The organism is Acinetobacter sp. Colony158, from assembly GCF_019264745.1.
Lineage (GTDB): Bacteria > Pseudomonadota > Gammaproteobacteria > Pseudomonadales > Moraxellaceae > Acinetobacter > Acinetobacter ursingii.
Map to the genome: position 1 here is coordinate 652,360 of NZ_CP078523.1, position 22,162 is coordinate 674,521.

At 40.0% G+C, this 22,162-nt stretch carries 16 protein-coding genes, 2 tRNA genes, 3 rRNA genes and 1 pseudogene; 10 read left to right on the forward strand and 12 right to left on the reverse strand.

All coding sequences use genetic code 11. The annotated features are described in order from the left end of the window. Positions 1 to 103, reverse strand: a 103-nt coding sequence (locus tag JR005_RS14390) for a hypothetical protein (RefSeq protein ID WP_228731780.1), incomplete at its 3' end; no start/stop codon positions are given. A gap of 383 nt (positions 104 to 486) precedes the next feature. Here JR005_RS14390 and JR005_RS02425 point away from each other — a divergent pair. The 4 genes from JR005_RS02425 to JR005_RS02440 all read left to right on the forward strand — a co-directional run bounded on the left by JR005_RS02425 (position 487) and on the right by JR005_RS02440 (position 4,697). Then, positions 487 to 999, forward strand: coding sequence for a GspH/FimT family protein (locus JR005_RS02425; protein WP_004991208.1), 513 nt, complete (start codon positions 487 to 489; stop codon positions 997 to 999). 112 nt (positions 1,000 to 1,111) lie between these two features. Next, the gene (locus tag JR005_RS02430) at positions 1,112 to 2,287 is read left to right on the forward strand and encodes a thiolase family protein (RefSeq protein ID WP_004991210.1); all 1,176 of its coding nucleotides are present in this window, start codon (positions 1,112 to 1,114) and stop codon (positions 2,285 to 2,287) included. Between the two features lie 139 nt (positions 2,288 to 2,426). Further along, the gene (locus tag JR005_RS02435; RefSeq protein ID WP_004991211.1) at positions 2,427 to 2,873 is read left to right on the forward strand and encodes a VOC family protein; all 447 of its coding nucleotides are present in this window, start codon (positions 2,427 to 2,429) and stop codon (positions 2,871 to 2,873) included. Between the two features lie 537 nt (positions 2,874 to 3,410). Beyond that, the gene (locus JR005_RS02440; protein ID WP_005002709.1) at positions 3,411 to 4,697 is read left to right on the forward strand and encodes an OmpP1/FadL family transporter; all 1,287 of its coding nucleotides are present in this window, start codon (positions 3,411 to 3,413) and stop codon (positions 4,695 to 4,697) included. 46 nt (positions 4,698 to 4,743) lie between these two features. Here JR005_RS02440 and JR005_RS02445 read toward each other — a convergent pair whose 3' ends face one another. Then, positions 4,744 to 5,061, reverse strand: a complete 318-nt coding sequence (locus JR005_RS02445; protein ID WP_004991214.1) for a rhodanese-like domain-containing protein — start codon at positions 5,059 to 5,061, stop codon at positions 4,744 to 4,746. 91 nt (positions 5,062 to 5,152) lie between these two features. Here JR005_RS02445 and JR005_RS02450 point away from each other — a divergent pair, with 91 nt between their 5' ends. Continuing rightward, positions 5,153 to 5,641, forward strand: coding sequence for a YajQ family cyclic di-GMP-binding protein (locus JR005_RS02450; protein WP_004991216.1), 489 nt, complete (start codon positions 5,153 to 5,155; stop codon positions 5,639 to 5,641). A gap of 33 nt (positions 5,642 to 5,674) precedes the next feature. Then, positions 5,675 to 6,169: a DUF4442 domain-containing protein gene (locus tag JR005_RS02455; protein WP_004991219.1), complete on the forward strand. Its 495-nt coding sequence runs from the start codon at positions 5,675 to 5,677 to the stop codon at positions 6,167 to 6,169. A 69-nt stretch (positions 6,170 to 6,238) separates the two neighbouring features. On the opposite strand, the gene JR005_RS02460 is transcribed toward JR005_RS02455, so the two are convergent. The 4 genes from JR005_RS02460 to JR005_RS02475 all read right to left on the reverse strand — a co-directional run bounded on the left by JR005_RS02460 (position 6,239) and on the right by JR005_RS02475 (position 8,624). Next, on the reverse strand, positions 6,239 to 6,718 hold the full coding sequence (locus tag JR005_RS02460) for a GAF domain-containing protein (RefSeq protein ID WP_125269233.1): 480 nt from the start codon (positions 6,716 to 6,718) through the stop codon (positions 6,239 to 6,241). 155 nt (positions 6,719 to 6,873) lie between these two features. Next, positions 6,874 to 7,287, reverse strand: a complete 414-nt coding sequence (locus tag JR005_RS02465; protein WP_004991224.1) for an acyl-CoA thioesterase — start codon at positions 7,285 to 7,287, stop codon at positions 6,874 to 6,876. Between the two features lies 1 nt (position 7,288). Next, entirely contained in the window at positions 7,289 to 7,726 is a 438-nt protein-coding gene (gene trxC, locus JR005_RS02470) for a thioredoxin TrxC (protein ID WP_119686974.1), read from the reverse strand. 1 nt (position 7,727) lies between these two features. Next, positions 7,728 to 8,624: an alpha/beta hydrolase gene (locus JR005_RS02475; protein WP_125269234.1), complete on the reverse strand. Its 897-nt coding sequence runs from the start codon at positions 8,622 to 8,624 to the stop codon at positions 7,728 to 7,730. Between the two features lie 125 nt (positions 8,625 to 8,749). Here JR005_RS02475 and JR005_RS02480 point away from each other — a divergent pair, with 125 nt between their 5' ends. Beyond that, positions 8,750 to 9,085, forward strand: a complete 336-nt coding sequence (locus JR005_RS02480; protein WP_125269235.1) for a TIGR01244 family sulfur transferase — start codon at positions 8,750 to 8,752, stop codon at positions 9,083 to 9,085. 134 nt (positions 9,086 to 9,219) lie between these two features. On the opposite strand, the gene JR005_RS02485 is transcribed toward JR005_RS02480, so the two are convergent. Beyond that, positions 9,220 to 13,668, reverse strand: coding sequence for a beta strand repeat-containing protein (locus JR005_RS02485; protein ID WP_218665511.1), 4,449 nt, complete (start codon positions 13,666 to 13,668; stop codon positions 9,220 to 9,222). 213 nt (positions 13,669 to 13,881) lie between these two features. On the opposite strand from JR005_RS02485, the gene JR005_RS02490 reads away from it, so the two are divergent. After that, positions 13,882 to 15,261, forward strand: coding sequence for a dihydrolipoyl dehydrogenase (locus tag JR005_RS02490; protein WP_125269864.1), 1,380 nt, complete (start codon positions 13,882 to 13,884; stop codon positions 15,259 to 15,261). 27 nt (positions 15,262 to 15,288) lie between these two features. After that, a pseudogene (locus JR005_RS14395) lies at positions 15,289 to 15,426 on the forward strand (protease); the annotation flags it as partial. A gap of 88 nt (positions 15,427 to 15,514) precedes the next feature. Here the strand turns inward: JR005_RS14395 and rrf are convergent. From rrf to JR005_RS02515, 5 genes are all read right to left on the reverse strand, one after another. Further along, a 5S ribosomal RNA gene (gene rrf / locus JR005_RS02495) occupies positions 15,515 to 15,629 on the reverse strand. A gap of 175 nt (positions 15,630 to 15,804) precedes the next feature. Then, a 23S ribosomal RNA gene (locus JR005_RS02500) occupies positions 15,805 to 18,697 on the reverse strand. A gap of 338 nt (positions 18,698 to 19,035) precedes the next feature. Next, positions 19,036 to 19,111, reverse strand: a tRNA-Ala gene (locus JR005_RS02505). Positions 19,112 to 19,166: 55 nt separating this feature from the next. Further along, positions 19,167 to 19,243: transfer RNA gene (locus tag JR005_RS02510), tRNA-Ile, on the reverse strand. 168 nt (positions 19,244 to 19,411) lie between these two features. Then, positions 19,412 to 20,950 (reverse strand): 16S ribosomal RNA (locus tag JR005_RS02515). The 16S, 23S and 5S rRNA genes sit together here with 2 tRNA genes alongside, the layout of an rRNA operon. Positions 20,951 to 21,573: 623 nt before the next feature. Here JR005_RS02515 and JR005_RS02520 point away from each other — a divergent pair. Continuing rightward, positions 21,574 to 22,041: a YfiR family protein gene (locus JR005_RS02520; protein WP_125269865.1), complete on the forward strand. Its 468-nt coding sequence runs from the start codon at positions 21,574 to 21,576 to the stop codon at positions 22,039 to 22,041. Positions 22,042 to 22,162 lie beyond the last annotated feature (121 nt).

Sequence of the window (22,162 nt, forward strand, 5' to 3'; positions counted from 1 at the left end):
AAGTATAACCAAGCAATAAAGGAGTTACGGTAACGCCAGCATTTACAGCAGCGAATGGAACAGCAGCAAGCATAGTAGCAAGTGCAATACGACTCAATTTCATGGATATCCTCCAGAGATAAACAAATTGTTTGTTATTCAAGCTCAGCCTAAAATTTTTATGGCCCTGAGATAACTTTTTATATACCCCAGTATTATTTTTAAGCTACTCACGTTGAATCATACAAACACTTAAACTGATTTCCAAGTGCTTGATAACTTTAATCAAGTAAATTATTGACAAAATTACTTACAATTTCCGTTGTAATTCGGTAACTATTTACTCAATTTATTGTTGTGAATAGCTTATCTTCACGCTTTCTTTATTTTAACAGTATTCAAACGCTTAAGTAATAAATATTTCAATTCGATCTTTTTTTCAATGTTTTGTACTTAATCTACTGTTAAAAAACAAAAAAAATTACATAAGACGGACGTATTCTTAACATGAAAAATAAAAATTGTGGATTCTCGTTAATTGAAATTAGCGTGGTAATCATTGTAATTGCTGTAATTGCCTCTTTTGCCATACCCTCTTATCATCAATATATGGCTGCACAAGAAGCAAAAAAAGTCCCCAAAACACTCACACTTTACATACAAAAAGCCAAACATGAGTCTTTGTTATTTAGACAAAACATTATTTTGTGTGCCAGCACTAGCTTTAAAGAGTGTAATAACGATTGGAATAATGGTTATATGGTTTTTATCGATAAGAATAAAAATCGAGACTATGACTTAGATGAACCTATATTAGCCTTTGAGAACATGCAATTGAGATACGGCACTCTGTCATGGCGGGGGTTTGGTAATAGAAGAATCATTTTTGAAGGAAACTCAGGACTTCCTTTATCTTCAAATGGTACTTTTCAGTATTGTTCTGATCAATATCATAATCATCGTAAATTAACATTGAGTCGAATGGGACATCCTCGAGATGAACCTTTAGCAAATTGTTAAGAAAACTGTTCAGTCTAGGTTCTGGTCTTTTAAGTCAATTTTCTAGGTCTGCTTTTTTAATATACTTCTTAGAAGAAAATGTAAGCTTTAAATCATTGAGGGAGAAATCATTGTGACTGATATCGTAATTGTAAATGGCGCTCGTACCGCAATGGGTGGATTTCAGGGAGATTTATCTCCTTCGACAGCACCAGAACTAGGCGCAGTCACCATCCGTGAAGCTGTTCAACGCGCAGGCCTACAGCCTACAGATATTCAAGAAGTCATCATGGGGTGTGTATTACCCGCAGGTTTGAAGCAAGGCCCTGCACGCCAAGCGATGCGTCAAGCAGGTTTACCTGACTCAACGGGTGCCGTAACGATCAATAAGTTATGTGGCTCTGGTATGAAAGCAGTAATGCAAGCTACTGATATGATTAAAGCAGGTAGTGCCGAAATCGTAGTGGCGGGCGGTATGGAATCCATGACCAATGCACCTTATATTTTACCTAAAGCTCGAGCAGGTTATCGTATGGGGCATGGTGAAATTAAAGATCATATGTTTTTTGATGGTCTTGAAGATGCAGAAACTGGTCGCTTAATGGGGTCTTTTGCTCAGGATATGGCCAATACACGTGGATACACGCGCGAACAAATGGATGAATTTGCTATTCGCTCACTCAAACGTGCCCAAACTGCCATTACTGAAGGTTATTTTAAAGATGAAATTGTGCCTGTGACGATTTCGTCACGTAAAGGTGACGTTAAGATTGATCAAGATGAACAGCCTTTAAAGGCCAAAATTGACAAAATTCCTTCCTTAAAACCCGCATTTGCCAAAGACGGAACCATTACTGCTGCCAATGCAAGTTCAATTTCTGATGGTGCTTCTGCACTTGTGCTTACTTATAGTGAAATTGCCAAACAGCGTGGTTTACAACCATTAGCTAAAATTGTAGCCACCGCATCAAACTCTCAACATCCATCAGAGTTTACCATTGCTCCTGTAGGCGCAATCGCCAAAGTTCTTAAAAAAGCAGGTTGGGATGCTCAGGATGTAGATCTCTGGGAAATCAATGAAGCTTTTGCAATGGTCACCATGTGCGCTATTGATGATTTCAAACTTGATCCTGAAAAGGTCAATATTCATGGAGGCGCGTGTGCTTTAGGACACCCTGTCGGCTCAACAGGTTCACGGATTATTTTGACGTTGATTCATGCACTAAAACGTACAGGCGGAAAAAAGGGTGTTGCCGCACTATGTATCGGTGGTGGTGAAGCAACAGCAGTTGCTATTGAGTTACTATAATCTATTGTTATTGTATGATGTCACCAATCCCGCTAAGGCGGGATTTTTTATAAATATACAAAATAAGACTGTTTTTTATTCAGTTTTAAAATTATAGTCACTCAAGTCACAATAAATAAAAATAACAGGGTTAAATCTTATGCAGTTCAATCATTATCTTAATTTCAACGGTAAAGCCGAAGCAGCATTTACCTTCTACCAATCGATTTTCGGTGGAGAGTTTTCAGTATTGACTCGATATGATGACCTTCCACCTCAGGAAGGAATTGTATTGTCAGATTCACAGAAAAGTCTAATATTGCATGTTTCGCTGCCTATCAACGAATTTACAGTACTCATGGGCTCTGATGTCAATGAGCAATTTTGTAGTCCAGCAAATGCCATCTTAAATAAAGGCAATAATCACTACATTTCCATTAATCTCGAAAATAATGATAACGAAGCCCGCCGCCTATTCAATCTACTTTCCATAGGTGGAGTTATTGAAATGCCGTTACAAAAAACCTTTTGGGGCGTACTGTATGGCGCTTTTAGCGACCAATTTGGAATTAAATGGATGGTTAACTGCCAGCTTCTGGATGAATGAAATCATATGCGTCTCACCTGACCTAAAGCGCAAGTTATAAAAGTTCCTTTTAAAATAAAGATTAGAGCTTTGTTATGAATATATTTTAGATAAAAATAAAAAATCAACATAAATCTTAAAAAATACTTAATAAAACCATCAAAAACCAATTCTTCATTGATAAATCTGGATGAACAAATCCGATTTCGATCAAATCACTCATAATCATCAAAATAAATCTTTGACTGTAGCGTCTAGTTATTTGTTAATTAGAGACAATTAAACATTTAAGACAAATAAATTAATTTATTGAATTATATCATTATTATTTTTAAGCTCTTTTTTAAAACTCAATAAAATTCTGTATCAAATTATTGCTAAAACAGTTTTTTTACTGACTATGCAACATAGAGCATTTACTCTTATTTTAATTGTGTTATTTTTGTTGCATGGAGTGAAGATTAATTCCCTGTATGGAACTTACTTCTCCAAAAATTAGAACTGTAATTGCTTGGAAATAAGCAATAAATTACTTTTGTTGTTCAAGGAAAGATTAGAATGAAATTAAAACATTTAACCACAGCCATTATCATGGCATCGCTGCCTGCAACAGGGGTTTTTGCAGCAGCTTTGGATCGTTCAGGTCAATCCATATCGGCATTTCTACAACCTGGTAACTATTTTGAAGCTGGTATCTCAATTCTAGATCCTGATGTTTCTGGCAAAACCAAAGACAATTATCCTAATGCAGCACTGCCATTACTCTCAAACACGAGTACTGGTGAAATGGCAGATGACTATCAATTTTATAATGCAGCATTAAAATTACAGCTTCATCCAAACTTTTCTTTTGGCTTACTTTATGATCAGCCATTTGGAGCTAAAGCCACTTATTCAACTACAACCGCAGCACTACCTACGGTACTGCCTGGAGCCGCGGCTGCTTTAGCTGGTCATGGAGCATTCCATAATGGTAGCGAAGGGACTGAAGTTGATGTAACTACTCAAAATTTGTCGTTTATTCTAGGTTTTCAACCTACTGTAAACTGGAATATTTATGGTGGTGCTGCCTATCAAACCGTTAAAGGTAGCGTCCAATTACGAGGTACAGCTTATGGTGGAAATGCAACATTTGGTGGTTACAATGCCAACATTAAAGAAACGGGTGATGTGGGCTGGCTAGCAGGTGTTGCATTCCAGCTGCCTGAGATTGCGTTAAAAACGTCTTTGACTTATCGTTCTGAAATCGAACACTCAGTCAATGCCAGAGAGACTTTCAATTCTGCGGGAAGCTTTGGTGCATTAAACTTCTTAACACCAAATAAAACCGACATTACCACACCTCAGTCAGCAAACTTAGACTTCCAGACAGGAATCATGGCTGACACGGTTGCTTTTGCAAATGTGCGCTGGGTGAACTGGAAAGATTTTTCAATCCGTCCAGATAAATTTGGTAAAGCAAGCCTGATTGCTGGTCAAAGTCCGACAGTTAATAAACCAAATGGTTTTGATCTGGTCGCTTATACAGATGATCAATGGTCTGCAAATGTAGGGGTTGGCCGTAAACTAACAGAGCAATGGGCGGGCAATATTTCAGTAGGCTGGGACTCTGGCGCAGGTAATCCAGTGACAACACTTGGCCCAACAGAAGGTTATTGGAATGTTGGTCTAGGAGCGCAATTTAGTCCAGCGCCAAACTATTTTATTGCAGGTGGTGTAAAATATTTTTGGTTGGGTGATGCCAAAGCACAATCTGGAGCACAATTTGGTACTTCTGAGTATGTCGCTGATTTTACCGATAATCATGCCATCGCTTATGGTTTAAAAATTGGTTACCGCTTCTAAAACTTGATTTAAAATATAATAAAAAAAGCACCCGAGGGTGCTTTTTTTATGAATTGCCCTGCTCTAAAGGTAAACCTGCATCTTTGGCAGCGCGGGTTCCTCCCATCAGAATGACATATTCGCGTGCAGCATCAAAACCATCAAGTAATTCCGCCGCACGTGGTGCTTTACTACCGCCACCGCATAAAATATAAATCGGCTGATCCGCAGCCACCTGAGTCAGACTATCGGACTTTAAATCATTAATAGGTTGATTTATTGCGCCTTTAACATGCCCTTCAGCATATGATTTTGCGTCACGGACATCCCAGATAATGGCATTTTCTGGGAACTCAAATGTCGTAATTTCTTGTTTACGGATCATTGCGCACTCCTTTGATGTAAACAACACTTGGCAAATGAAGAAAACATCCCTAGCATCTCAGATATTCTTTCACTTTGCAAAGGTCTAAGCTATGCCTTCTTTCGATATTGTTTCTGAATTAGAGTTATTTGAAGTTAATCACGCGGTTCAAAATACTCAAAAAGAAATCGCAACACGTTTCGATTTCCGTGGACAAGATGTTTCTATTGAACTGAATGAAAAATCCAAAGAAATTAAAATCAGTACAGAAAGTGATTTTCAATGCGAACAAGTCTATAACATGCTAGAAAATCATTTCTATAAACGTAAAATTGATGTTCAAGCACTTGATCCGCAAAAGGCCACAGCTTCAGGAAAAAATGTAGTACAAGTAATCAAACTCAAAGATGGACTTGACTCAGATACCGCAAAAAAAATTAATAAAGCCATTAAAGAAAGTGGTATCAAAGTGCAATCTTCTATACAGGGAGACAAAATTCGTGTGACCGATAAAAAACGTGACACTTTACAACAGGTCATGGCTTTTCTAAAGGAACAGCAGTTTGGTCTTCCCTTGCAGTTTAATAACTTTAAAGATTAATTTCAGCGCTGTTCTTTTTACACAGGATGCACTATGTCACAGGCCAATCGTTTATCAAAACTGGTGAAAACCACGTCAAAATTTCCGAAAAGTATTCGTAGTACACTCTGGAGTAAAGCCTTTGGTCGGATTGTACCCATGGTCGGAACCGCCAATATTCGTTATCTAGAAGTTGATCAAGACCATGTCGTGGTGCGTCTGGAAAATCAGCGCAATATGCAAAACCACATTAAAGGTGTACATGCTGCTGCAATGGCATTACTCGCTGAAACTGCGACAGGCTTTTTAACAGGGCTGCATGTCCCGGATAATCGAATTTTGCTCATTAAATCACTGCATGTCGATTATTTAAAAGTGGTACAAGGTGGATTAACGGCAACAGCAACTTTATCGCCTGAACAGCAAAAATTTATTGCGGATAATGAAAAAGGTGAATTATTGATTCCTGTGACGGTCATTGACGACGGTTCAAATGAACCGATTCATTGTGAAATGTTATGGGCATGGTTACCTAAACGTCCAAAATAATTTATATGTAATAACTAAAGCCCAAACATGTATTTGGGCTTTAGTCTTTTTAATCTTTATTTTTGATCACTAAATAAAATGCTCTACGATTGCAACGATTTGTTTTAAATATTCAGCATCTACTTCATCAAAGCTATCCAATGCATCGCTATCAATATCTAATACTGCAACACATTTATTCTGCTTCATCACAGGTAAAACAATTTCAGATTTTGAATCAGAGCTACAAGCAATATGTCCCGGAAATTGCTCCACATCTGGCACGATCATAACGTTCTGCTGCTGCCATGCTGTACCGCAAACGCCCCGCCCTTTTGCGATCCGTGTACAAGCGATTGGCCCCTGAAATGGCCCCAAGACTAATTCATTATCCTTAACCAGATAAAATCCAATCCAAAACCAGTTAAATTGTTGCTTTAATGCCGCACAAATATTGGCAAGATTGGCGATCACATCACTTTCATCTGCAACAATGGCCTGAAGTTGTGGAATCAGGCTTTGGTATTGTTCAGCTTTATTGCCCTGTTGTAGCGATAATTCTTCTGCCATATCATTGATCCAAATCAAAGTATTGTATCGGATGAAACCTTCCGAGCTTTATCTATTTATGTGAAAAGTACATAGTTGAATATTTCTAAGTGTAAATAAAACTCATAAAAAAGCTCAGCATCATGCTGAACTTTTTGGAAACTTTAGTTTGTAAATTAAACTGCTAAAAATTTCTGCTTAACTTCTTCAGGAATCTGTCGTTTATTACCTTTTACATCCACCGCCACAAAGGTAAAAATTCCCTCCGTCACTTGTTTGGGTTGACGAGATTCATCGTGACTATCCCAAACTTCAATCTGGATCTGAATTGAAGTATTTCCCACTTTTAGAAGTTTGGTGTAACAACTAATCACATCACCAACTTTAACAGGAACAAGGAAAGTCATCTGATTAATTGAAATGGTTGCACAACGTCCTTTACTAAAACGTTCTGCATGAATTGCGCCTGCCAAATCCATTTGTGAGACAATCCAACCGCCAAAAACATCACCACTCCAGTTGGTATCGGCAGGCATTGCAATGGTTTGAAGGGATAAAGTTCCTTCAGGCTTTTTGAGAGACTCTGACACATTAACTCCGAACTTGGGCTTGTAATTGCTGATCCAGCCACTGCTGTAACTCACTGGATCGAAGCGCGCCGCTTATTCTACCAATTTCGTTGGTTTTATTCATCAAAACCAGTGTCGGAATACTACGGACATGAAAAGCCTGACTTAAACGCGGTGAAGCTTCAGTATCAATTTTGGCGAAAATAACATGTGGATTCTGTGCTGCAACCTGAGCAAAATGAGGTGCCATCATCTTGCATGGCCCACACCAATCTGCCCATAAATCGATCAGAATGGGTAAATCACTATTGCTTACATAATGACTGAAGTTTTGCTCATTCAGCTCAATCGGTGCAAGTGGAATCAGTGCGGTATGGCATTGGCCACATTTAGGATCTGCATTTAATTTTTCTTCAGCGACCCGATTTTTAGCACCGCAGCTTGGACAAACAATAATCATATCAAGTCACTCCAGTATGTTGATGTAAAAATTCTAATTGGGTTGCTACTGCTTTTTCAAACCATTTGCCATGATAAATATCAAAATGATACATATCCCATTCATGATACGTCACAAACGGTGCGATATTGGTCGCAGCTTCACGACTCGAATCTATAGGAACCAGACTATCCAGTTTCGCGACAATGAATAAGACTGGAATACTAATATCGCGTACAGATTGAATCGGCCGATAACGAATCAGTTGAAATAATGCGCGGGCAGGAACTTCACCACTCCAATAGTAATCAGGATTTAGAATCGATAAATATCCTTGATAGCTATCAGGCGTTGGAAAAAAGGAAAGCTGTTGTTGTGCCACGACGGGCAAGGTTCGTGGGTTTAATCCAACCTTTGCCCCCATATAATCCTGACTAGATAATTTAAGTGCTTTGGGTAATTGCTGGATTGGATAAATTTTGGCGGTTTCAGCACCATCCACAAAAGGCACCTGTACCATAATTGAAGAAATATTTTTTAATTCACTGGCTAGATTGAGGACATAACCACCACTGAGTCCAGTTCCCCAAAGTACAATACGTCGCTGATCTACCCATTTACAGCTACTTATATATTGAATAACTGTTTTCCAGTCTTCGATCTGATCTTTAAGTGAAATAAGTTCTCTGGGCTTTCCTGTGCTTCCGCCCCAATAACGATAATCAAATAGCACCACCGCATAGCCAGCCTGAGCAAATTTTTGTGCGTACTGAATCAATTTAAACTGGCGTAATGCGGCAAATTCATGTGCCATGATGATCACAGCAGGTTTCCGATCTGCTTTGGGACGATAGAAGTCAGCAGCTATGGTCTCTTGACCAATGGGAACATACAGCGGCTCAACTGTATAAGCAGGCATACGCGCTCCAATGCGTTATATTTTGGTTATCGGTCGTTATATATTTTAAAAGCACTGTTTAAAGTGACAGGGTGCTTAGTGCTATGATACAGCATAAACGTTTTTTTAAATTTTGGAGTGACGAAATGACGGATAATGTTGGTTTTGCAGGTCAAATTGGCCCAGAACATATGGAACAAGTGGTCGAAAAAGGCTTTAAATCCATCATTAATAACCGACCTGATATGGAAGGTGGTCCAGAACAACCGACCAGTGCTCAAATCGAAGAAGCTGCCCGTAATGTAGGACTTGACTATGTTTATCAGCCTGTCATTGCTGGACAGATTTCTGAGTTAGACGTACGTAATTTTGCCAATCATTATCATGAGTTACCAAAACCAATTTTAATGTTCTGTCGTACAGGTAATCGTTCGAATAATTTATATCAGTTGGCTAAACAAATGGACTTACTGGATGACTAAAGTTTTGTATCTTAGCCTAATATTCTGCTGTATAACATTCACTGCTTGCAGTACTGTAAATGTACGCCCCACAGCCAGTGTGATGGTAGGAACTGGGATATAAAAAACAGCGCCGAAGCGCTGTTTTATGAAATTTATGGGCAAGACCCTGTGTTAATCCCATACGGACTCTTCAAATTAGGCCCATAACTACCATCAGTACTATAATCGGAATTCACTGAAGGTAGCCCTAAATTATAAGTAGTCCGATTTGGCAAAGATGCAACCGTAGTTGATGCTCCAATTTGTACATTTAACCATCGTGCATAGATCTTTGGATATCGAATTACAAAGTCAAATTTACCTTGGGCATCTGTTGTATAAGTAGCAGTAGCCCCGTTACCTCCAACAAATGTTGGAACTTGTACGGGTATACTATTGACCTCATTATTAGTAATCGCATTTAAAGATCCTATTGCACAATCTCTGACTGATGTTGTACTTAAATTAATAACAAAGTCGTCAGAAGTATCATCTGGTGTACTGTTATTATTCAAAGCAACGCCATTTTTGACATATACATTTGCGCTACTTAAATCATAATAATTCTGTCCCGCTGTTATCCATTGAGGCTTACCATCTGTTGTACCTTGTAGAAGTGCATTTCTCCAGACATATTGCCCTTTAGAATAAAAGGTTGGAGTTATATCCATCGTAACAGATTGATTATTCAATGGTTTTCCATCCTTATCAACCACACTTACTGACATATTCCGAGAGTAGTATATACCATCGCTTGAAGTCCCAACTTCAGTTGGATTTACACCAATTACAATCGATGCCACAGGGTTTTGAACAACCGCTTGTACAATATCTATAAGAGAAACTTGGTTCGCAGTTACATAGCCAACTTCTTTAAAACTTGCACTTAAATGTAAATCATCTGTTGCAAAATTAGTTGCACTGTAGCCTGTATTACGAGCACTTTCATCAACTTTTATTTTAAAGACAGCTTGTCCATTCGCATCTGTAGTCAGCCCAGATGGACCCACTATAATTGCACCATTAACTACAAAGTTATCAATTCCGAGCATTACATATTGATTCGCAACACCACCACCATTTTGATCAACCAAAGTTACAGTAACATCTGAAGTATCATTACGAACATTAAGTGTCGGTTTCGCTGATGAGATACGCAATGAATATCGTGCAGGTAAATCAACGGCAGGTTGTGTTGGCTGTTTAAATGCATCTAAACGAGCAATCTGTTTTGCAATTGCACCATTAGCATCCTGATTACTCGCAGTTAATTCTATACCACTAGCAATAAGTAAATCTCCATCAACAGTTTGCCCATCAACTGCAACTGAAAAAAAAGCATTCCCTTGAGAATCTGTTTTTAATGTTTGCGGTGTACCACTTGTATTTGATGGAGCGCTACTTCCAGGATTACCAATAATAATTCCTGCTGAATTATTAACTGCTAATGTAATATCTTGGTTCTGTACTGGAAGATTATTTTTATCTAATAACGTGACCGTAATAATTGATCTATCACCACTAACGTTCAGGTTACTTTTTGAACTTGAAATTACTAAATGATTCTGATTAATAACTTCAGCAACTTCAAAATTAATCGTAGTCTCTAATTTTTCCCCTTTAGGATTCGTTATAGCTCCTTTAACCTGAATACCAGAAGACAATAATGCAGATTTTGCTGAATCAGAAATATCTTTAGGAATGATAATTGAAATAGGAACCACGCCATTTGCAGAAGTTACCACTGAATCGGCACTGAGTTTCACTCCCGCAGCAATTGCTTCAGTATTTAAAGATAAATTCACTGGATAACCTGTGTTTGCACCTAATTCGTCTTTAACTGCAACATTGATTTGATAAGTTTTACCTAATTCCAATTCATTTTTGTCAGCAGTTAAACGTAAATTTACTGAATCTTTAGGAATTGTAACTTGAATAATTCCAGTCTGTTGAACACGATCACCATTATTTTGGTTTGTTCCAACAACTGCAAATCCAATTCCATTTTTAATTAGGTTAGCATCATATTGACCTTCAGCAACTTTTACCGTGAAAACAGCCTCACCTTTACTATTGGTCGTGAGTGTCGTATCAGACAAAGAAACACGGGAACCAGCTAAATTTGATAGTGCAATTGCTAGTGCTGTATTTGCAATGGTTTTGCCATTGGCATCTGTAGCAACTACCTTAACTTGAACTTCGCCACCTAATACAGAAACTGTTGGTTCATAAGTAAAGCTAAGGTTAACCAGATCAGGAATAATGATTGGAGGAGTGATTAATTGAACAGAACGTGTCGCAGAAATTGTTGAACCAGAAGCCTGAGCAACAATCGTTAAACCATTTGCAATCAGGTTCTCTATTTCTTTAGTATTTTTAGGTGTTACATTAATTGTAAAAATTGCTTGTCCATTTGTATCGGTAACTTGAGTTGCATTTGCAATAACAGCACCATTTTGCAAAGGTGCAGTATTTATGCCCAAACCAATACCTTTATTTGCAAATGCTTTACCATCAGTTCCAATAGCATTTACTTTCACTATTAATGTTGTTGTTTTATTAACTTCTAATGTTTTAATGCCATCAGTATCAATATTTAAGGATTCAAGTGCAATTTCTGATGATGCTGTTGGCTCTTTAAAGTTTAAAGATAGCGTTTGTGTTTTCCCATTTGCAGCTGTAGCCAACAGCTTTACACCTGCTAATGCTAATTGCTTTTGTTCATCTGTACCAGCATAGGTATATTTAAATTTAAAAGTTGCATAACCTTCTGCATTTGTTGTCTGTATTAGTGAACCATCCGCTTTCAATCCTAAAGCATCTAGTTGTTGATCAGATAATCCCATACGTTTTAAAGAAATGGTTTGTCCTGATAAACCACCATCATTTTCAGTTCCATTTGCTTGAACTGTAATCGTAATATTTTGATTTTGTGAATAATCAAATGCTTTTACTGGTTCAAATGACAAAAATCTGACTTCATCATTAGCCTTTGCTCCTGGGTTGACGTCGATATAAATACTTTGGCTTATTTCATTATCAGTTTTGAATGTTGCAGTAATGCCAGCTGCAACTAATGCTGCTACGGCTGCATCTGTCTTAGCATTAGTATGTAAAGTATAAGTAATATATCCCTCGACCGAAGCACTAAAATCTCTTTCAGAACTACCATCAAAACTAACCCCGTTTGCATTTGCTTCGTTATTTAAATTTAAAGTTAGTTTTCCTTTAGTTGCCGCCTCACCCTTGTTATTAATACCTTTAACTCGAATTGTAACAGTATCATTTTGTGCATTAACCGTATATGAAGATGCAATTTCTAAACGTTGCAAAGCCAATTGATCAGTTGCACTGGTATCTGCCGTAATAACGCTGATCGTATCTTGGGCAAAGATTTCAGAATTATCTGAATATATTGCTTTTAAATTAATGCCCTGTTGAGTTAAAGCAACTGGATAACTTGAATTTGCTTTTAATGTAAATACAGCATAGCCATTTGCATCAGTGACTGCTTCAGTTTGATCAATAGTCACCCCATACGCATCACTTTTATCCGTGAATACAAGTTTAACTTTTTTATTCGCAAGAGCTATATCATTACTATTTTTGGCACGTACTTTAACAGTCGTTGTTCCATTTTGTGCAACAATTGGAGCATCTGCCTTAATTAACTCAAGTTTTTGGACAACTTGAGAAGTATCCTTAAAAGTAATAGATCCAGAGACTGTTTTTTCTGCTTTATTTTCATCAATCAGTTTAAAGCTTAAAGATTGTGATGTAGATACAAATTTTTGAATATCATCAGAACTCAAATCAGAATTTGCAACAATGGTAAATTTTGCCTTTCCTTGAGTATCTGTACTGATATTAGAGCCAGTTGAGATAGAAAATTTTCCTTGCATTTCTTGTGGAAGTGTTAAAGTGATCGACTCACCTGCTTTTACACCGCCATTTTTATCTGTCACTATTGCAGTAATATCTGCTGAACCTTTAGGTAAATTTAATACTACGCCTTGCTGAATATTAAGATTATAATCACTAACAATGGTACTCGTTTTCTTAATATTTAAAGTATAGCTTTGCTTGATAGTAGTACCATCCACGACAGCCGTTAATTGCACCTTACCAGACGAAGCGATGAGAGTCGGAATACTGACTTCAAATATCGCAAAACCGTTGTCACCTGTCGTAACTAAAGAAGCCTTACTGGTAACACCTAAATTATCACTATCTGAAATTGCTAATCTTACCTTCTTATTAGCGATTCCACCTTTATCGGCATTCAGAACCTGCACCGCAATTTGTACAACAGAATTATCATTTGCCTGTTGTATAGTAGCACCACTAGTATCTTTTAACTGAATATCAATACTTTCAGCTACAGTAGAGCTATCAGTTGAGGAATTATTACTATTGTTGTTACTTGAATTATTATTGCTTGAATTGCTGCTTCCACCATAATAACCATCACTACCGCCACCACCACAAGCAACTAATGCTAAAGATGATCCTAAAACTGTCGATTTAACCCCTAATTTTCTCAAATTAGCTAAATAAGTCATAGTATTTTCCATTTTATATAATATATTTCGCCACCAAAAAACATGGATGGCCTTTTATACGAAAATTTACTCAAATTAACATAATTTATCAATCTAATCCTGACATAATTTAATAAATCTTTTTATTAAGAAAATTAAAAAACATATAATTTTCTTAATATATTATTGCAACTGAAATATTTTAATATAAGACAATACTCAAACGGATTGAATATGTACGATCTCATCATTATCGGTGCAGGTACAGCAGGTATCAGTGCATATAAAGAAGCAGTTAAATATACTCAGAATATTTTAATCGTTAACGATGGCCCATGGGATACGACCTGTGCCCGCGTTGGTTGTATGCCAAGTAAAGTACTCATTTCATCAGCTAATCGAATGCATGATAGTCAATACATTAATCAGGTTGGTATTTCAGTTGAATCCTCATTTGACACCTCTCAAGTCATGTCACATGTTCGCGCATTAAGAGATCGTTTTACTACTGCGACTATAAAAGATGTACAAAGTTGGCTAAAAAACCATCGCTTACATGGTAAAGCAACTTTTATGAATTCAAACACTATTGAAGTCAATGGAAAACACTATCAGGCAAAATCTTTCATACTTGCTGTAGGCTCGAGGCCAATCATCAATCAGGAATGGAAAGATATTCTAAAAGAAAAATTTATAACATCAGATGAAATATTTGAGCTTAAAAAACTTCCATGCTCTTTAGCAGTCATAGGTAGCGGCGTCATTGCGATCGAGTTAGCCCAAGCATTTTCAAGGCTCGGTGTAAAAACGGCTATTTTTGCGCGTAGCAAACGCATTGGTATTTTAACTAGTCCAAATTTACAACAATTGGCACAACAACAACTTTCTACAGAGTTAAATATCTATTTTGAAACATTGGCTAATTCTGTAAAGTTAACTGATCATCAAGTTGAGTTAAATTTCAAACATGATGGAACAGAACAAACAGAAAAGTTTGATTATTTACTTAACGCCACGGGGCGTTCCAGTTTATTAGATTCACTAAATTTAAATAAAATTGATCCACAATTTTCTGATGTGAAAAAACTTCCTATTCATCCAGAAACAAAGCAATTAGGCAAATTACCCATATTTATTGCTGGTGATGCTTATACAAATACCCCTCTTCAACATGAGGCAGCGCATGAAGGGCGAAAATTAGTACATAACTGTCTACACTATCCCAAAACCAAAAATGTCAAAAGTTTAACGCCCTTAGGTATAGTTTTCTGCTCTCCTGAAATGGCTATTGCTGGGCAAAGCTATCGTCAGTTACAAGATAAAAATATTGATTTTGTGACAGGTTACGTTTCTTATGAGAAACAAGGCCGTGCATTAGTATTAGGGAAAAATAGAGGTGGTGCCGAAGTCTATTTAGATAAAAAAACACAAAAACTACTTGGGGCAGAATTATTTGTACATTCAGCAGAACATTTGGCTCATTTACTTTGCTGGATGATTCAACAGGAAATCACATTAGATGAGATCTTAGAACAACCTTATTATCATCCAACGCTAGAAGAAGGCTTACGTACCGCATTTAAACATGCTCGTCGGCAAATTAAATCAAGCTGAATCAATTTAAAGTATGATCTCTAGCCTGAAAATGCAGGTGCGAACTGGGTRGATGAAACTGTACATCGATGTAACACCGGAGGCTGGRTATTGATTAGCTCACGTAATCCCGATGATATTCCATACTTTAACCAAGCTATCGTTCAGGAATTAACAGTTACTTAAGCTTTTGATTTTCTATATATTGCATCTATTTTATTTATAAAAAAAAGCACCCTCATCTGTATAAAGATGAGGGTGCCTTAGATTTAAAAGCTGGCGATGACTTACTCTCACATGGCTAACGCCACACTACCATCAGCGCGAAGAGGTTTCACTTCTGAGTTCGGGAAGGGATCAGGTGGTTCACTCTTGCTATTGTCGCCAGCAAACTGTTGTGGTGCTTTGGGGTCTTATTCACATTACTTAATAATGTATGCCTTACTTACGAACCAAAGAGTTATTAACGGATTGGAAATTGAGTCGGTATTGTAACTAGTTTATTGACTAAATCAAGGTTTCGTATCGAATTTATCTTGAATACAACAACTGTTTGGGTGTTGTATAGTCAAGCCTCACGAGCAATTAGTATTGGTCAGCTTCACATATCACTATGCTTCCACATCCAACCTATCAACGTCCTAGTCTTGAACGGCTCTTTAGGTGACATATAGTCACAGGGAAATCTTATCTTGAGGTAGGCTTCCCGCTTAGATGCTTTCAGCGGTTATCCCTTCCGAACATAGCTACCCGGCGATGCGACTGGCGTCACAACCGGTACACCAGAGGTTCGTCCACTCTGGTCCTCTCGTACTAGGAGCAGATCCTCTCAAATTTCCAGCGCCCACGGTAGATAGGGACCGAACTGTCTCACGACGTTCTAAACCCAGCTCGCGTACCTCTTTAAATGGCGAACAGCCATACCCTTGGGACCTGCTTCAGCCCCAGGATGAGATGAGCCGACATCGAGGTGCCAAACACCGCCGTCGATATGAACTCTTGGGCGGTATCAGCCTGTTATCCCCAGAGTACCTTTTATCCGTTGAGCGATGGCCCTTCCATACAGAACCACCGGATCACTAAGACCTACTTTCGTACCTGCTCGACTTGTGGGTCTCGCAGTTAAGCGCGCTTTTGCCTTTATACTCTTCGCGTGATTTCCGACCACGCTGAGCGCACCTTCGTACTCCTCCGTTACTCTTTAGGAGGAGACCGCCCCAGTCAAACTACCCACCAGACATGGTCCTCGCCCCGGATTACGGGGCAGAGTTAGAACCTCAACATTACCAGGGTGGTATTTCAAGGATGGCTCCAATGCAACTGGCGTCACATCTTCATAGCCTCCCACCTATCCTACACAAGTAAGGTCAAAGTTCAATGTCAAGCTGCAGTAAAGGTTCACGGGGTCTTTCCGTCTAGCCGCGGGTACACTGCATCTTCACAGCGATTTCGATTTCACTGAGCCTCTGCTGGAGACAGCGCCGCCATCATTATGCCATTCGTGCAGGTCGGAACTTACCCGACAAGGAATTTCGCTACCTTAGGACCGTTATAGTTACGGCCGCCGTTTACTGGGGCTTCGATCAAGAGCTTCGCTTACGCTAACCCCATCAATTAACCTTCCAGCACCGGGCAGGCATCACACCCTATACGTCCACTTTCGTGTTTGCAGAGTGCTATGTTTTTAATAAACAGTTGCAGCGGCCTGGTTTCTGCGGCTGCCAAGCGCTCAGGGAGCAAGTCCCATCACCCTCAGCAGCGTACCTTCTCCCGAAGTTACGGTACCATTTTGCCTAGTTCCTTCAGCAGAGTTCTCTCAAGCGCCTTGGTCTACTCGACCTGACCACCTGTGTCGGTTTCGGGTACGATTCCTGTGTAACTGAAGCTTAGAGACTTTTCTTGGAAGTATGGTATCAGCCACTTCACTGTACAAGTACAGCTTGATATCGACTCTCAGCATAGAGCACCCCGGATTTGCCTAAGATGCATGCCTACTGTCTTCCACCTGGACTACCAACGCCAGGCTGACTTAACCTTCTCCGTCCTCTCATCGCATTACACAGAAGTATGGGAATATTAACCCATTTCCCATCGACTACGCCTTTCGGCCTCGCCTTAGGGGTCGACTCACCCAGCCCCGATTAACGTTGGACTGGAACCCTTGGTCTTTCGGCGAACGGGTTTTTCACCCGTTTTGTCGTTACTCACGTCAGCATTCGCACTTCTGATACCTCCAGCATACTTCTCAATACACCTTCTTCGGCTTACAGAACGCTCCCCTACCACGTAACTTAAAGTTACATCCGCAGCTTCGGCACATAGTTTTAGCCCCGTTACATCTTCCGCGCAGGCCGACTCGACTAGTGAGCTATTACGCTTTCTTTAAAGGGTGGCTGCTTCTAAGCCAACCTCCTAGCTGTCTATGCCTTCCCACATCGTTTCCCACTTAACTATGATTTTGGGGCCTTAGCTGGCGGTCTGGATTGTTTTCCTCTTGACTACGGACGTTAGCACCCGCAGTCTGTCTCCCGGATAGTACTCATAGGTATTCGGAGTTTGCATCGGTTTGGTAAGTCGGGATGACCCCCTAGCCGAAACAGTGCTCTACCCCCTATGGTATTCGTCCGAGGCGCTACCTAAATAGCTTTCGGGGAGAACCAGCTATCACCAGGCTTGATTAGCCTTTCACCCCTATCCACAAGTCATCCCCTGGCTTTTCAACGACAGTGGGTTCGGTCCTCCAGTTAGTGTTACCCAACCTTCAACCTGCTCATGGATAGATCGCCTGGTTTCGGGTCTACACCCAGCAACTATTCGCCCTATTAAGACTCGATTTCTCTACGGCTCCCCTATGCGGTTAACCTTGCTACTGAATGTAAGTCGCTGACCCATTATACAAAAGGTACGCAGTCACCGAACAAGTCGGCTCCCACTGCTTGTATGCATGCGGTTTCAGGATCTATTTCACTCCCCTCACAGGGGTTCTTTTCGCCTTTCCCTCACGGTACTGGTTCACTATCGGTCAGTCAGGAGTATTTAGCCTTGGAGGATGGTCCCCCCATATTCAGACAAGGTTTCACGTGCCTCGCCCTACTCGTCATCATGATGTGTGCCCTTTCGTGTACGGGACTATCACCCTCTACGGTCGCACTTCCCAGAGCGTTCCGCTAAAACACACATCACTTAATGGGCTGATCCCCGTTCGCTCGCCGCTACTAAGGGAATCTCAATTGATTTCTTTTCCTAAGGGTACTGAGATGTTTCACTTCCCCTCGTTCGCTTCAATAACCTATGTATTCAGTTATTGATACCTACCTTATAGTAGGTGGGTTCCCCCATTCAGACATCTCCGGATCAATGGATATTTGCCGCCTCCCCGGAGCTTTTCGCAGGCTATCACGTCTTTCTTCGCCTCTGACTGCCAAGGCATCCACCACATGCACTTAATTACTTGACTATACAACCCCAAACAGTCGTTAATACCTACAAGTAGTATTACCAACATTACAGTTTGAAGTACTGTGCATTTAAGCACCATACAGCTTCAATCTAAATTCATATACCAAAACGCTTGATTCAGTTAATTTGCTAGTTCTCAATTAACTCTAAGATCAGAATGACTTCTTCTCTCTTTGTTATTGAGTGAACAATTTATTTCAGACTCAATTCTCAATCTGTTAATGAATTAATGTAACCTCGTCAGCTACATTAAACTGTGATTAATCACAGAGCTTAATAAATCATTATATTTATTAAGCTCTATAATTTACTCTAGCCCGTACTCTTTTAAGTACGTGGTGGAGACTAGGAGAGTCGAACTCCTGACCTCCTGCGTGCAAAGCAGGCGCTCTACCAACTAAGCTAAGTCCCCAGCTTATATCATTTACGTATCTTTAACTCTGTACTCATTAATCTATTCGTCAGAATGGTGGGTCTGACAAGACTTGAACTTGTGACCCCACGCTTATCAAGCGTGTGCTCTAACCAACTGAGCTACAGACCCTGAGAAAGTTTTAAAGCACCGCTTTAAAAGTTTCGCAAGACAAACAGCTGCGCTGTGCGTAGTGTTTGATTCTCGCTCTTTTTTAAAAGCTTCTCTCTAAATCTTTTTCATTCAGATACCAGAAGAACAACTTGTTGTGGATTCTTACCAATCAACCAATCTTTTCGTTAAGGAGGTGATCCAGCCGCAGGTTCCCCTACGGCTACCTTGTTACGACTTCACCCCAGTCATCGGCCACACCGTGGTGAACGTCCTCTTTGCAGTTAGACTATCCACTTCTGGTGCAACAAACTCCCATGGTGTGACGGGCGGTGTGTACAAGGCCCGGGAACGTATTCACCGCGGCATTCTGATCCGCGATTACTAGCGATTCCGACTTCATGGAGTCGAGTTGCAGACTCCAATCCGGACTACGATCGGCTTTTTGAGATTAGCATCCTATCGCTAGGTAGCAACCCTTTGTACCGACCATTGTAGCACGTGTGTAGCCCTGGTCGTAAGGGCCATGATGACTTGACGTCGTCCCCGCCTTCCTCCAGTTTGTCACTGGCAGTATCCTTAAAGTTCCCACCCAAAGTGCTGGCAAATAAGGAAAAGGGTTGCGCTCGTTGCGGGACTTAACCCAACATCTCACGACACGAGCTGACGACAGCCATGCAGCACCTGTATGTAAGTTCCCGAAGGCACCAATCCATCTCTGGAAAGTTCTTACTATGTCAAGACCAGGTAAGGTTCTTCGCGTTGCATCGAATTAAACCACATGCTCCACCGCTTGTGCGGGCCCCCGTCAATTCATTTGAGTTTTAGTCTTGCGACCGTACTCCCCAGGCGGTCTACTTATCGCGTTAGCTGCGCCACTAATCCCTCAAAGAGACCAACGGCTAGTAGACATCGTTTACGGCATGGACTACCAGGGTATCTAATCCTGTTTGCTCCCCATGCTTTCGTACCTCAGCGTCAGTGTTAGGCCAGATGGCTGCCTTCGCCATCGGTATTCCTCCAGATCTCTACGCATTTCACCGCTACACCTGGAATTCTACCATCCTCTCCCACACTCTAGCTAACCAGTATCGAATGCAATTCCCAAGTTAAGCTCGGGGATTTCACATCCGACTCAATTAGCCGCCTACGCACGCTTTACGCCCAGTAAATCCGATTAACGCTCGCACCCTCTGTATTACCGCGGCTGCTGGCACAGAGTTAGCCGGTGCTTATTCTGCGAGTAACGTCCAGTAGCTGGTAGTATTAATACCAGTACCCTCCTCCTCGCTTAAAGTGCTTTACAACCATAAGGCCTTCTTCACACACGCGGCATGGCTGGATCAGGGTTCCCCCCATTGTCCAATATTCCCCACTGCTGCCTCCCGTAGGAGTCTGGGCCGTGTCTCAGTCCCAGTGTGGCGGATCATCCTCTCAGACCCGCTACAGATCGTCGCCTTGGTAGGCCTTTACCCCACCAACTAGCTAATCCGACTTAGGCTCATCTATTAGCGCAAGGTCATTACTGATCCCCTGCTTTCTCCCGTAGGACGTATGCGGTATTAGCATCCCTTTCGAAATGTTGTCCCCCACTAATAGCCAGATTCCTAAGTATTACTCACCCGTCCGCCGCTAAGATCAGTAGCAAGCTACTTCTCTCCGCTCGACTTGCATGTGTTAAGCCTGCCGCCAGCGTTCAATCTGAGCCATGATCAAACTCTTCAGTTAAAATCATTTCGCGTCTTAGTTAAGACAAGACGCCAATTCTGGCTCATCAATTACTGACAAATTCTCTCAAATAAACTTCGAGTAATTTAAACCAATCAATCAATGATAATTTTTCGATCAATCAATTAGTAAAAATCCACACAAGTTGTTCTTCTATATTCTTAATGATCTTCTTCATGCTTCGTCAGCATCAAGCTAGGTCGGCTATATTACTCTCAATCTCTTAAAAGTCAACAGGMAATTTAGATATTTTTAAAACCCATTCTACTCTACCAAAATATCAATCAAATCCCTCAAGACCCAACCAACACCCTGTTTTTCAACAAGTTTTTATCCGCATCACCGCCGATGAGTGCGCATTCTACAGCATTCCWCAACCAACGCAACCCCTTTTTTTAAAGATCTCACTCCATCGTCTATGTTTTGATCATATTCGACGGGTTTGATTGTTATTTGCACCAATCAGCTTAATTTAAAAAACAATTCAGCAATTTTTATTATTTTCGTTAAAAATATTTAGAACTTTTTTTAAACAGCTAATTTAAGTAGAATTAGACGACGGTTGCATATTTATAAGTTTTATTGACATGTTTTACAGTATAAGAAGAAGTTTAGCTGTTGCTATGGTCATTCTAATGGCCTGTGAAACTGTGCGCGCTGTTTCTGTCCATAATGCTTATAGCCTGACTTTAGCCATTTTAAGTTATAGTAAATGGCCAAATAATATTACACCAACCTTATGTGTCATTGATAATCCTGTTGCAACGGCAGCGTTTCAAAGCCAAGTCAAACAATCTGCTTATGAATATCATATTCAAGGATTAAGCGCGGTCAATTTTTCGAAATCTCAATGTCAGGCAGTTTATTTTTCTAATCTCACGCCTCAACAACAGCAAAATTTAGTGAATGCTTATCCTCAAAGAAACCTATTATCTTTTAGCAATAATAATCCTGATTGTGAAACCGGAAGCATTTTTTGTTTATACACGCAGCGCGGATTAACCACCTTCAAAGTTAATCTCGATGCTTTAAGTTACTCTCAGGTTCATATTGATCCTCGAGTACTACTTTTAGCTCGCAATGCGGAGTAAGGGGAAATGATTTCAAATCTGTATAAATCTAAGTCTTTACATTCTTTATTCCGCAAATCTCAGGCAACGATTTTTGCCATTACTTTTTTTATCTGTACATTCACGTTTGTTCTTATTTCAT